At 22.3% G+C, this 13,081-nt stretch carries 10 protein-coding genes and 6 pseudogenes; 6 read left to right on the top strand and 10 right to left on the bottom strand.

Features of this window, described 5'->3' with window-relative positions; translation table 11 throughout:
* The first annotated feature begins 26 nt into the window (after window positions 1–26).
* Window positions 27–1,051, top strand: a pseudogene (locus tag A2J15_RS07965) (beta-1,4-N-acetylgalactosaminyltransferase).
* Here A2J15_RS07965 and A2J15_RS07620 read toward each other — a convergent pair.
* The 3 genes and pseudogenes from A2J15_RS07620 to A2J15_RS01290 form a co-directional block, all read right to left on the bottom strand.
* Complete coding sequence (locus A2J15_RS07620; protein WP_083074287.1) at window positions 1,048–1,443, bottom strand: hypothetical protein; 396 nt, start codon at window positions 1,441–1,443, stop codon at window positions 1,048–1,050. The pseudogene A2J15_RS07965 and the gene A2J15_RS07620 overlap by 4 nt on opposite strands.
* Before the next feature lie 247 nt (window positions 1,444–1,690).
* Window positions 1,691–2,000: pseudogene (locus A2J15_RS07960) on the bottom strand (glycosyltransferase family 2 protein); the annotation flags it as partial.
* Window positions 1,993–3,195: a glycosyltransferase family 2 protein gene (locus tag A2J15_RS01290; protein WP_116980465.1), complete on the bottom strand. Its 1,203-nt coding sequence runs from the start codon at window positions 3,193–3,195 to the stop codon at window positions 1,993–1,995. The pseudogene A2J15_RS07960 and the gene A2J15_RS01290, both read right to left, overlap by 8 nt.
* Window positions 3,196–3,254: 59 nt before the next feature.
* Here A2J15_RS01290 and A2J15_RS01285 point away from each other — a divergent pair, with 59 nt between their 5' ends.
* Both A2J15_RS01285 and A2J15_RS01280 read left to right on the top strand, forming a co-directional pair.
* Window positions 3,255–4,808, top strand: coding sequence for a glycosyltransferase family 2 protein (locus A2J15_RS01285; RefSeq protein ID WP_066778099.1), 1,554 nt, complete (start codon window positions 3,255–3,257; stop codon window positions 4,806–4,808).
* Window positions 4,805–5,857, top strand: a complete 1,053-nt coding sequence (locus A2J15_RS01280; protein ID WP_066778102.1) for a glycosyltransferase family 4 protein — start codon at window positions 4,805–4,807, stop codon at window positions 5,855–5,857. Before A2J15_RS01285 ends, A2J15_RS01280 begins: the two co-directional genes overlap by 4 nt.
* On the opposite strand, the gene A2J15_RS01275 is transcribed toward A2J15_RS01280, so the two are convergent.
* Window positions 5,835–7,028 (bottom strand): glycosyltransferase family 8 protein, encoded by a 1,194-nt coding sequence (locus tag A2J15_RS01275; RefSeq protein WP_066778107.1) that lies wholly within the window; start codon window positions 7,026–7,028, stop codon window positions 5,835–5,837. The two genes, A2J15_RS01280 and A2J15_RS01275, sit on opposite strands and share 23 nt — an antisense overlap.
* Window positions 7,029–7,083: 55 nt before the next feature.
* Window positions 7,084–7,197 (bottom strand): annotated as a pseudogene (locus A2J15_RS07715) (glycosyltransferase); the annotation flags it as partial.
* Window positions 7,198–7,249: 52 nt separating this feature from the next.
* On the opposite strand from A2J15_RS07715, the pseudogene A2J15_RS07955 reads away from it, so the two are divergent.
* Together A2J15_RS07955 and A2J15_RS07840 are read left to right on the top strand one after the other, a co-directional pair.
* A pseudogene (locus A2J15_RS07955) lies at window positions 7,250–7,790 on the top strand (hypothetical protein).
* Window positions 7,787–8,275: pseudogene (locus A2J15_RS07840) on the top strand (hypothetical protein). The pseudogenes A2J15_RS07955 and A2J15_RS07840 overlap by 4 nt, the downstream one beginning before the upstream one ends.
* Here A2J15_RS07840 and A2J15_RS07610 read toward each other — a convergent pair.
* The 3 genes and pseudogenes from A2J15_RS07610 to A2J15_RS01255 form a co-directional block, all read right to left on the bottom strand.
* Window positions 8,272–8,667 (bottom strand): hypothetical protein, encoded by a 396-nt coding sequence (locus A2J15_RS07610; RefSeq protein ID WP_083074287.1) that lies wholly within the window; start codon window positions 8,665–8,667, stop codon window positions 8,272–8,274. The pseudogene A2J15_RS07840 and the gene A2J15_RS07610 sit on opposite strands and share 4 nt — an antisense overlap.
* Before the next feature lie 247 nt (window positions 8,668–8,914).
* A pseudogene (locus tag A2J15_RS07950) lies at window positions 8,915–9,230 on the bottom strand (glycosyltransferase family 2 protein); the annotation flags it as partial.
* Window positions 9,227–10,171 carry a glycosyltransferase family 2 protein gene (locus A2J15_RS01255; protein ID WP_066778115.1) on the bottom strand — a complete coding sequence of 315 codons (945 nt, stop codon included), beginning with the start codon at window positions 10,169–10,171 and terminating at the stop codon, window positions 9,227–9,229. The pseudogene A2J15_RS07950 and the gene A2J15_RS01255, both read right to left, overlap by 4 nt.
* A gap of 66 nt (window positions 10,172–10,237) precedes the next feature.
* On the opposite strand from A2J15_RS01255, the gene A2J15_RS01250 reads away from it, so the two are divergent.
* Window positions 10,238–11,353 carry a glycosyltransferase gene (locus A2J15_RS01250; RefSeq protein ID WP_116980464.1) on the top strand — a complete coding sequence of 372 codons (1,116 nt, stop codon included), beginning with the start codon at window positions 10,238–10,240 and terminating at the stop codon, window positions 11,351–11,353.
* A gap of 8 nt (window positions 11,354–11,361) precedes the next feature.
* On the opposite strand, the gene A2J15_RS01245 is transcribed toward A2J15_RS01250, so the two are convergent.
* Together A2J15_RS01245 and A2J15_RS01240 are read right to left on the bottom strand one after the other, a co-directional pair.
* Window positions 11,362–12,231, bottom strand: a complete 870-nt coding sequence (locus A2J15_RS01245) for a glycosyltransferase (RefSeq protein WP_116980463.1) — start codon at window positions 12,229–12,231, stop codon at window positions 11,362–11,364.
* Window positions 12,215–13,039, bottom strand: coding sequence for a glycosyltransferase family 2 protein (locus A2J15_RS01240; protein ID WP_066776439.1), 825 nt, complete (start codon window positions 13,037–13,039; stop codon window positions 12,215–12,217). The genes A2J15_RS01245 and A2J15_RS01240 overlap by 17 nt, the downstream gene beginning before the upstream one ends.
* Between the last annotated feature and the right edge of the window lie 42 nt (window positions 13,040–13,081).

Below are 13,081 nucleotides of genomic sequence, written 5' to 3'. Positions count from 1 at the left end.
TTATACACAAATAAAGATATAAAATTATGAAATTAAGAAAAAACTTCATCAACTTATTGCTTGTATTTATACCTATTAGTTCATTAAGAAAAAAAATAAGACATAATTTAAATAATAAACTTATTAGCTTGGAAAAAATAAATTCCAAACTTCCAAAAAATATTCTCAATCAAATACAAAATCATACTAACGAATATTTTTACAAGATTAATAAAAATATTTATGGGGGGGAATAAGGGTTTTTTTGACTTTGATCCTAAAGCTAAAGACATTAAATCTCCACTTAATCCTTGGGCTTTTATTAGAGTAAAAAATGAAGCTATTACTTTAAGAGCATCCTTAGAAAGTATATTACCTGCTATACAAAGAGGAGTTATAGGATATAATGATTGTGATGATGGGAGTGAAGAAATTATTTTAGAATTTTGTAAACAATATCCTTCTTTTATACCCATTAAATACCCTTATGAAATTCAAATCCAAAATCAGAAGAAAATAAATTATATCATTATTATAATTATGTAGCTTCTTTTATACCTCAAGGAGAATGGCTTATTAAAAAATAGATGTAGATCATATTTATGATGCTCAAAAATTATATAAAAGTTTTTATATACCTAAGAAGGACAATGATGTGGTTAGTTATGCAAGAATAAACATTGCAATTGATAATTAAAAAGTGTATATAACACCTCATTATTTTATAGATGTTATAGACCATTGATTATTAAAAAAAGATGAATGTATAATTTGGGAAGAAGTTGCACTTGATAGCGACAATCCTGATTGGAATGAGATAAAAAATAAAACACAAGTTAATAATTATTGTTCATATGAAATACTAAAATTTCAAAATAAAGATGTTTACCACACAGAATTAAATAATTATCACTTTCCTTTTGCAAAACATAGGAGATTAAATTTACAAAATAACTGGCTTAGCATCGATCAATTTATAAACAAATATCCAAAACTCTTACAAACAAGAATAAATAAAAACATGCTAAATGAAGATAAAATCATAAATATATATCATCAGTTTCATTTTTAAATATTAATGTGTCTAAACTTTATCATAAGCTGTTTTAAATAAAACCATTGCCTTATTTTATAAATTCTTTGTTGATTTTTATATCTTAATTTATAAAATAATTTATATAAAATATAATTTTTCTTTCTATAAAAATCTATTTGCTTTCCCGTATTTGCGATATACATTTTGCACAATATACTTTTTGAAAAAATATAGGTAACATTATTTAACACATGATGGTTTAAATAATTTAATATAATTGAAATTATCATTTTTTCATCATCAATACCTTGCTTAATTAATTTTAAATCTTTACTTTGTGTAATACTAGTATCATTACGCATATAATTATAAATTATCTTAGAACTAGTAATAATATGCTTAGAATTTAAAACAATAAAATAATACATTAATGCATCCTCTGCCATATTTAACTTACAATGACAATAGGATTTTAACATATTAAAGCTTGTTCATAAGTGCGCTTACTAATTAATTTTGAACAAATATTCCATAAATATGATATATTTCCAACAAGCGCATATTTTATGTATTCCTCATGAGTTAAAAAAAGATCTTTTAATGGTTTTTCTTGTAATTTATTATCAAATTTAAGATTAAACCATATAAAATCAAAATTTTTATCAAAATATAAAGAACATATTTTACAAGCATCAAGCTCTAAATAATCATCAGGATCTAAAAACATAATATAAGGGGAACTAGCTGCTTTTACTCCTTCATATCTTGCTCTTAAAAGTTTTAAATTTTCATGATTGTGAATAATTTTAATCCTAGAATCTTGTTTAGCATATTCTTTAGCTATAGCTATACTTTTATCTTCTCCACAATCATCAACCACAATAATTTCTATATCTTTAAAGGTTTGATTTATACAAGTATGTAAAGCTCTAGCTATATATTTTTCTACATTATAAGTTGGAAGTATAATTGAGATTTTACTCATCTTTTATCCTAAAAATTTTTTTAGGATGACGTACATACATTCTTATATTTCTATATAATTTATAAAAATATAAATTTTTAATAAAGAATTTAATTTCTTTATTTAAATTTAAAGGATCCTTATCAATTTTAATATCAAAATACGGCATACAATAAATTTTAACACTTTTTTTAAGAAATGCATCATTAATGCTTTTGTTAAAATTTTGTATTCGTTTTGCAATAACAATATCACAATATATTTTAAAATATTCTCTAAGTTTTATATAATCATTAAAGTATTTTCTTAAAGGATTTAAATATTTTGGCAAAATATTAGGCATTTTCTTATTATAAAAATTAGTTATAGATCCTTGTCTAATTCTATAAATCAATAAAGATTGTTTAATATAAAATATTTTGCTGGCTAAACAAAATAAAATAGTTCCAAAGTCATGATCTTCATGATATATACCATGAGTAAAACGAAGATTGTATTGGTTTAAAATATGAGATTTAAAACTCCCTTGCCAAGTAAAATAAAAATGCAAAAAATGATTTTCTTTTAATAAATTCAAAGCTTTATCAAAAAACACTTTATGGCTTTTTTGTAATAAATCAGTACAAGGATTATTTACAAAATCACATTTTTCTTCATTATATTCACTAAATCCATGCGCGCAAATATCTAAATCTTTATCTAACATTTCTTTTGCACAAAGTTTAATGCAATCTTTTAAAAAATAATCATCAGAATCTAAAAAATGTATTATACAATCAGGCAATTCTTGAATGATAAAATCATTGATATTTTCTATTTTTGTTTTGATATATCTTTCTTCAATTAAAGTAAAATTAGATTTAATATACTCTTTTTTTATTATTTTTGTATTTTTTTCAAAACTATGTGTTGAAGTAAAAGAAAGTATATCTTGTTCTTCTTCAAAAAAAGATCTTAATTTAGTTCCTTTAAGAAATTCTAATCCCATATTTCTTGCTGAAGACAAACCTCCATTTTCCTTGGAAATCAAAAATATTCTTTCATCTTTTCTTAAATATTGAAGTGCTATATCTAAACTCTTATCCGTACTTCCATCATCTATTAAGATAATATCTAAATTAGCATAACTTTGATTTACAACACTATCTAAACATTCTTTTAAATAAGACTCAACATTATAAATAGGTATGATAATAGAAATTAAAGGATTGTTCATATATACTTTTATATTTTAATTTTATTTTAAATCTAAATTGTAATAAAAAAAGGCTTAACATGGATTTAAAAAAAATAAGCGTAGTGATAATAGTTAAAAATGCGCAAAATACCTTAGCACAATGTTTAAATTCTATAAAAGATTTTGGCGAAATCATACTACTTGATAATCAAAGCACGGATAATACTTTAAAAATTGCAACAAATTTTCAAAAACAATTTAATAATTTAAAAATATATAAAAGTGAATTTATAGGTTTTGGAACATTAAAAAATTTAGCCATTTCTTATACAAGCAATGATTGGATTTTCAATATAGACTCAGATGAAATTTTAGAAAAAACAACCTTAGAAGAATTAAAAACTATTAAACTCCAACCTAATGATATTTTAAGTTTTCCTAGAAAAAATTTATACAATAACAAATGGATAAAAGCTTGTGGATGGTGGCCTGATAGAGTTTTAAGAATTTTTAATAAACATCATACTTTATTTAATGACAATTTAGTTCATGAAAGTTTAATCCTAAAAAAAGACAGCAATAAAATTGCGTTAAATAATGCTATTTTACACTATGCTTTTAACAATATAGAAAATTTATTAGATAAACTTCAAAGATACTCTAGCCTTTGGGCCAAAGAAAATATTCACAAAGAAAGTGGAATTTTAAAAGCTTTTATAAGAGGATTTTGGACATTTTTTAGAAATTATTTTTTTAAAAAAGGAATTTTTTATGGATATAAAGGTTTTATCATAAGCACTTGCAATGGACTTGGCACTTTTTTTAAATATATGAAATTATATGAATTAAAAACAAATAAAGCAAAAACTTGTTCTTTAATCATAACCACATATAACCAAAAAGAAAGATTAGCTCTTGTTCTAGATAGTGTTAAAAATTTATCTCCTTTACCCAATGAAGTTTTAATAGCAGATGATGGAAGCAAAAAAGACACTGCAAAGCTTATACAAAAATATCAAAAAAATTTTCCTTGTATATTAAAACATGTTTGGCAAGAAGATCAAGGCTTTCGTGCTGCTGCTAGTAGAAACAAGGCTATAAAAATATCAAATAGTGAGTATATTATTTTAATAGATGGTGATATGATTTTAGATCAAAATTTCATCAAAGATCATTTAAAATTTTCATGTAAAAAAGTTATTTTACAAGGTTCAAGAATTATCTTAAATGAAAAAGAAAGTCAAGAACTTTTAAATAAAAATAATTTTGCTTTGGCTTTTGATAAAAAAACCTTAAAAAATATAAGAAATATTTTTTTAGCAAAACTAATTTACAAGTATTCTAAAATTGATAAAAGTTTTTTTAAAAAATCTTCTTTAATCAAAGCAAGCAAAACATGCAATATGAGTTTTTATAAAAGCGATTTTGAAGCTATCAATGGTTTTAATGAAAATTTTACTGGCTGGGGAAGAGAAGATAGCGAATTTGTAGCCAGATTTTTATTTAATAATGGAATTTTTAAAAGATTAAAATTTAATGCTTTAGCTTATCATATTTATCATAAAGAAAATTCCAAAAATATGCTTGAAATTAACCATGAAATTTACTTAAACACACTAAGAAATAAAAACATAAATTGGAATATATCATGAAAATAATGCTTTTAATAGGCGATATTACCACGGGGGGGGGTGCTGAAAGAGTCGTTGTAAATTTAGCAAATGCTTTAAAAGAAGCCGGTCATGAAATACATATACTTAGCTTTTACAAAAAAAATAAAACTATAGCTTATAATTTAAATGAAAACATAAGGGTAAATTTCTTACATCAAAAATCCCAAAAACAAGTAAAAAATATTTTTTTTAAACTTTATTATAAACATTATGAAAGCTATATTTTAAAACAAAAATATAAAAATATTGACATTATGATTTATAACAACTGCTCTCATTTTCCATTTTTTAAAAATAAAAACACTAAATACATTAATTTAATACATTTAAATTTTAAAAAATATAAAAAAAGAAATAATTTTTTTGATCACTTAGTAATACTTTCTGATAAACAAATTGATAAATGGAAAAAATATCATAAAAACATACATGTAATACCTAATTTTATCCCTTTTATATCTCAAAAAGAAAGTAATTATAAACAAAAAAATATCCTAAGCATAGGAAGAATGGTTTGTAATGATGAAAAAGGTTTTTTAAGACTTATTGAAATTTGGAAATTGATACATAAAAAATATCAAGATTGGACCTTAACTCTAGTAGGAGAAGGAGAATTAAAATATTTAATTCAAGAAAAAATCAAAGAAAATCATCTTAAAAATATTATTTTAAAACCATTTACTAAAGAAATAGAACAAGAGTATTTAAACGCTAGTATTTATCTTATGTGTAGTTATTATGAAGGCTTTCCCATGGTTTTAATAGAGGCTAGCTCCTATGCCCTTCCTTTACTTGCCTTTGATATACATACAGGTCCAAAAGATATCATAGAAGATCAAAAAAGTGGATTTTTAATTCAAGATGGAAATTTAAAAGATTTTGCTCAAAAATTATGCATCTTAATGGACAATGAAAATTTAAGAAAAACCATGGGAAAAAAAGCTAAAGAAAAAATAAAAAAAGAATTTAGCAAAGAAGTAATCATGCAAAAATGGGAAAAACTCTTTACAAATTTGAATACTTTTTAAAATGATAAATAATCTTTAAAGCTTTCAAATAAACACTAAAAAAATTTTTATTATAAGCTCTAGCATATAAAACTGCAACTCCTAGTATACAACAAACTCCGAAAATATCATTTTGTATACTTTTTGCTTTTTGTATATATTTTTGATCATGAGATGTATTTTTGACTAAAAATTTAATCTTTAATAAATTACAACGCAAAGTTGCATTTAAAAGTTCATAACCTAAACCAGCACATAATAAATGATTTATTATTTTATTTTTATTTTCTAATAATTCTTTATTAAAAATAGGTGTTTTATAAGCAATATCCCACCAATAATCATTTATATTTTTACCATTATAATCAAAATAAGATTTTAAATATTTCCAAGGTTTTTCTCCATAATGAAGTATTTTAGGATTTTTTATACTTTGATTAAATTCATCTCTTGTATAATTTAATTTGTATTTATTTTCATCTTTGCAAACAACATAACAAAAGGCAATAACACTAAAATTATAAGAAAAATCTAATTTTACAAGATACTGAGATTGTATAGTAGCATTTAAAAGATCTTGATCAGCAGCTTTTATATAATAACACTTACTAGCTAAATTTTCACATTTTTTCTCTATATTTTGTTTTTTATATTCTTCTAAATTTATAAGTAAAAGACCAGAATTAAAATAATTTTCATTAAATTTAAAAATCATTTTTTTATTATCTTTTATATATTTTATTTTACTTTTCTTAGATCCAATATCCCCCACAGCACCTATAATTTTATCTTTTAAATCTATAGCAAAAAGTTCTCTTATATCGCACATACAAAGCATATCAGAATCTAAATATAAACACTTTTTAACACTATTATCAAAAATAGAGCTTAATTTAAGCCTATAATAAGGAATTTTTGAATTATGTGCAGCTCCAGAAAATGGAAATTTTGCAAAATCATGATCATCATATATATGAATAACAATCTCACATGAAAAAATTTTATTTAAATTATTTTGCAATTTCAAAAGCTTCTTTTGAGTAGAATTACTAACAAGATTACTTAAAATATGAAAAAAATATTTCTCATCTTTACAATTAGAATTTTGTTTTGTATTTAAAACTATACTTGTTATTAAAACAGCAGTATATTTTATGTAATTTTCATCAGCACTAAAAACTATATGATACATTAAAAACCAATATCTTATTAAAATAATAAACACTATTCATTTTTTTTAAATAATAAAGAATAATATCTAAATTAGCATAACTTTGATTTACAACACTATCTAAACATTCTTTTAAATAAGACTCAACATTATAAATAGGTATGATAATAGAAATTAAAGGATTGTTCATATATACTTTCTTTTTTATTTTTTAAATTATACACAAATAAAGATATAAAATTATGAAATTAAGAAAAAACTTCATCAACTTATTGCTTGTATTTATACCTATTAGTTCATTAAGAAAAAAAATAAGACATAATTTAAATAATAAACTTATTAGCTTGGAAAAAATAAATTCCAAACTTCCAAAAAATATTCTCAATCAAATACAAAATCATACTAACGAATATTTTTACAAGATTAATAAAAATATTTATGGGGGGGGAATAAGGGTTTTTTTGACTTTGATCCTAAAGCTAAAGACATTAAATCTCCACTTAATCCTTGGGCTTTTATTAGAGTAAAAAATGAAGCTATTACTTTAAGAGCATCCTTAGAAAGTATATTACCTGCTATACAAAGAGGAGTTATAGGATATAATGATTGTGATGATGGGAGTGAAGAAATTATTTTAGAATTTTGTAAACAATATCCTTCTTTTATACCCATTAAATACCCTTATGAAATTCAAATCCAAAATCAGAAGAAAATAAATTATATCATTATTATAATTATGTAGCTTCTTTTATACCTCAAGGAGAATGGCTTATTAAAAAATAGATGTAGATCATATTTATGATGCTCAAAAATTATATAAAAGTTTTTATATACCTAAGAAGGACAATGATGTGGTTAGTTATGCAAGAATAAACATTGCAATTGATAATTAAAAAGTGTATATAACACCTCATTATTTTATAGATGTTATAGACCATTGATTATTAAAAAAAGATGAATGTATAATTTGGGAAGAAGTTGCACTTGATAGCGACAATCCTGATTGGAATGAGATAAAAAATAAAACACAAGTTAATAATTATTGTTCATATGAAATACTAAAATTTCAAAATAAAGATGTTTACCACACAGAATTAAATAATTATCACTTTCCTTTTGCAAAACATAGGAGATTAAATTTACAAAATAACTGGCTTAGCATCGATCAATTTATAAACAAATATCCAAAACTCTTACAAACAAGAATAAATAAAAACATGCTAAATGAAGATAAAATCATAAATATATATCATCAGTTTCATTTTTAAATATTAATGTGTCTAAACTTTATCATAAGCTGTTTTAAATAAAACCATTGCCTTATTTTATAAATTCTTTGTTGATTTTTATATCTTAATTTATAAAATAATTTATATAAAATATAATTTTTCTTTCTATAAAAATCTATTTGCTTTCCCGTATTTGCGATATACATTTTGCACAATATACTTTTTGAAAAAATATAGGTAACATTATTTAACACATGATGGTTTAAATAATTTAATATAATTGAAATTATCATTTTTTCATCATCAATACCTTGCTTAATTAATTTTAAATCTTTACTTTGTGTAATACTAGTATCATTACGCATATAATTATAAATTATCTTAGAACTAGTAATAATATGCTTAGAATTTAAAACAATAAAATAATACATTAATGCATCCTCTGCCATATTTAACTTACAATGACAATAGGATTTTAACATATTAAAGCTTGTTCATAAGTGCGCTTACTAATTAATTTTGAACAAATATTCCATAAATATGATATATTTCCAACAAGCGCATATTTTATGTATTCCTCATGAGTTAAAAAAAGATCTTTTAATGGTTTTTCTTGTAATTTATTATCAAATTTAAGATTAAACCATATAAAATCAAAATTTTTATCAAAATATAAAGAACATATTTTACAAGCATCAAGCTCTAAATAATCATCAGGATCTAAAAACATAATATAAGGGGAACTAGCTGCTTTTACTCCTTCATATCTTGCTCTTAAAAGTTTTAAATTTTCATGATTGTGAATAATTTTAATCCTAGAATCTTGTTTAGCATATTCTTTAGCTATAGCTATACTTTTATCTTCTCCACAATCATCAACCACAATAATTTCTATATCTTTAAAGGTTTGATTTATACAAGTATGTAAAGCTCTAGCTATATATTTTTCTACATTATAAGTTGGAAGTATAATTGAGATTAAAGGATTATTCATAGGATATGCTTTGTAATAAAAAATTTATTTATAAAATAATATTTTGAGCAAATTGAATTAATAATTTTTTTATACTTATATAAAATATAACAATACTTTAATTTATATTGCTTTACCTCTCTGCTTAATTTATTAATTTTTAATTGCATGATCATAATTTTTAAAAATGCTATGATATGTTTATTTAAACATCGATTTGATTTTAAAAATGATGATAAAATCATAATAACTTTTTTCTCATCATCTAAACTTTCTTCAATTTTTAATATATCATTTGTATTCACATAACTTTGAGAATTTTTAAAATAAAAATATATAAATTTTGAACTAGTAACCACGATTTTAGAATTTAAAACTATAAAAAAATAGATTAAAGCATCTTCTGCCATATTTAATTTTATATTTAAATTTTCAATACATAAAAAAGCTTTTTTATAAACATCAGTTTTAATGATTTTTGAACAAAGATTCCAATAAGAAATATCTTTTTGAGTTAAAATATATTCACAATACTCAACAATAGATAAATATTTATCTTCTAAAAAATTATCTTTTTTAAGATTTTTACCCGTATCATATATAAAATCAAACCATATAAAATCTAGCTCATCTTCATCATTTAAAATCTTTATACAAGTCTCACAAGCATCAAGCTCTAAATAATCATCAGGATCTAAAAACATAATATAAGGGGAACTAGCTGCTTTTACTCCTTCATATCTTGCTCTTAAAAGTTTTAAATTTTCATGATTGTGAATAATTTTAATCCTAGAATCTTGTTTAGCATATTCTTTAGCTATAGCTATACTTTTATCTTCTCCACAATCATCAACCACAATAATTTCTATATCTTTAAAGGTTTGATTTATACAAGTATGTAAAGCTCTAGCTATATATTTTTCTACATTATAAGTTGGAAGTATAATTGAGATACGTGGCACCTAATTTCCTTATTATATTTATTTAAGATAAAATTATAATATATTTTTAAAAATATGGAGAAAAGATTGAAAATTTTAATTATAGATATTGATATAACCCTTATAGGTGGGGTAGCTAAAGTGGTAAGCAATTTAGCCAATTTATTATCAAAAAAACATCAAGTTGATATATTAAGCATGTACAAACAAAATGAATTATTTTTTAAACTTGATAAAAAAATTAATCTTTATTTTTTCAATCAAAAAGGATATAAGCATATAAATAAAAATACGTATAAAAAATATAAATATAACATTATATTATATCTAGTATTTAAATTCATATTTAAGCATAAATACTATTGTGAAAAAATCAAAATATATTTTCAAAATCAAAAAATCAAACAAATCATTTCACAATATGATATTGTTATTAACAATAATTATTTTTTATTCAATACAATCAAAATCAAAAATGTTAATTTAATTCAAATTATGCATGGAAATTTTATATATTATTCAAAAGATTTATTAAAAAAATTACATTTTTTTGATCACTTAGTAATACTTTCTGATAAACAAATTGATAAATGGAAAAAATATCATAAAAACATACATGTAATACCTAATTTTATCCCTTTTATATCTCAAAAAGAAAGTAATTATAAACAAAAAAATATCCTAAGCATAGGAAGAATGGTTTGTAATGATGAAAAAGGTTTTTTAAGACTTATTGAAATTTGGAAATTGATACATAAAAAATATCAAGATTGGACCTTAACTCTAGTAGGAGAAGGAGAATTAAAATATTTAATTCAAGAAAAAATCAAAGAAAATCATCTTAAAAATATTATTTTAAAACCATTTACTAAAGAAATAGAACAAGAGTATTTAAACGCTAGTATTTATCTTATGTGTAGTTATTATGAAGGCTTTCCCATGGTTTTAATAGAGGCTAGCTCCTATGCCCTTCCTTTACTTGCCTTTGATATACATACAGGTCCAAAAGATATCATAGAAGATCAAAAAAGTGGATTTTTAATTCAAGATGGAAATTTAAAAGATTTTGCTCAAAAATTATGCATCTTAATGGACAATGAAAATTTAAGAAAAACCATGGGAAAAAAAGCTAAAGAAAAAATAAAAAAAGAATTTAGCAAAGAAGTAATCATGCAAAAATGGGAAAAACTCTTTACAAGTTAATAAAAATCTTATTTTTTAATAAAAATTCTTTTAAGATTTTTTATATATCCTTTAAGAGAATAAAAAATAAAAAAGATTTTACAATATTTATCTTTAAATGAAAATACCAAACCTAATTTTATTGTCAAATCTTTAATTTCATGCTTTTTAAGCAATTTACCATAAATACTATTCTCATAAAAACAATTTTTATTTAACTTAAAAAACTTCCACATTTCAGAATACAAATGTAAAAAAGCTTGACTCGTGTCAAATTCTGATTTTTTTACAAAATCTTTGGCTTTACACCACGATATTTGACAAGTTTTTTTATAATCCCAAATAAATTCTTCAAAATCATATTTTTGTACTTCTTTAGCTAAAAAATTAGGTCCTATAAGTCCCCATTTGATACACTTTTTATGATTTATAATTTTTTTAGCTTCATCAATTAAGTTTTTCCCAAATTTACTTCCTTTAGGAAATTTTAAAAATGAAGTAGTTATCCTAGCTTTTGTTTCATCTTCATCAACTTCTTGAGAAAAAATATATTCTTGATTTAAATCTATATGATTTAAACAAATCATATCAAGATCTGCCCATACCCCCCCCCTAAGGTAAAGCAAATTAAATCTAAAATAATCTGAAAAAGCAGCAACACCAGCACTTCTATCATCGCTAAAATAATTTTCAAAAGCTATGATTTCATTAGCATCTTTTAATTCAAAATCAACAAATAATTCATCTAGTTTTTTAAAAATTTTATCATCTAAATTGTAAGTGTATAAAATAAATTTATAACCATTATCTATAAAAGATTTAATAGATAAAATTTCCATCACACCTATACCTTTAAAGCCTTTAGGCGTGTACCAAAAACTACTAATTTCTTGTTTCATCAATCCTCTTTTTTAAATCCATAATTTCTTTTTCTAAAATTTGAAAGAATTTTTTATGAAATTCATCTTGTTTATAAACTAAAGAAAGTTTTTTGACAAGCTCTTTACTTTTTTGTTTATCTTTGTAATTTTTACATAAAATCGCTTTATTTTTATTTTCATATCTTCCATTTATATTAAATTCATAATGATATATACAATCTTTAAAAACAGCTATTTTCTTACAAAGCATAAAATTCATATAAGAAAAAAGTATATCCTCTCCATAACTTAAATTTTCATAAATATTTATTTTATCAAAACTTTGCAAAATTAAATCTTTTTTAAAACATTTAGCCCAAACCGACCAGCAAAAATGTCTTTGTCTACTCAAAAATTCTAAAAACTCTTCTTTAGAAAAAATTTCATCTTGCTTAAAACGATAAAAACGTTTGGTTTTAACCCTATGGACAAAAGCATCAAAGCATAATAAATCAAAACCTTGATTCATTTTTTCTAAAGCCAATTCACAAGCTTTTAAATTTAAAAAATCATCACTATCTAAAAACATCAAAAAAGGTGATTTTACTTCCAAAACTCCTAAATTTATACTAGCAAAAGTACCTAAATTACTATCATTTTTAAAAAGTCTTATTCTTTTATCTTTTTTAGCAAATTCTAAAACTACTTTAAAACTCTCATCCTCACTCTTATCATCGATAATGATAATTTCAATATCTTTTAAAGTTTGATCAATACAACTTTGCAAAGCTCTTTTAATAAAAATTTCAGAATTAAATAGCGGGATAATAATAGAAAGTTGTGGCATTTTTTTCCTAATTTTGCTAAAATAACAAAAATAATTTTATCA

It is taken from the genome of Campylobacter hepaticus (genome assembly GCF_001687475.2).
Classification (GTDB): Bacteria; Campylobacterota; Campylobacteria; order Campylobacterales; family Campylobacteraceae; genus Campylobacter_D; species Campylobacter_D hepaticus.
This window is presented reverse-complemented; position numbering and strand designations above follow the sequence as displayed.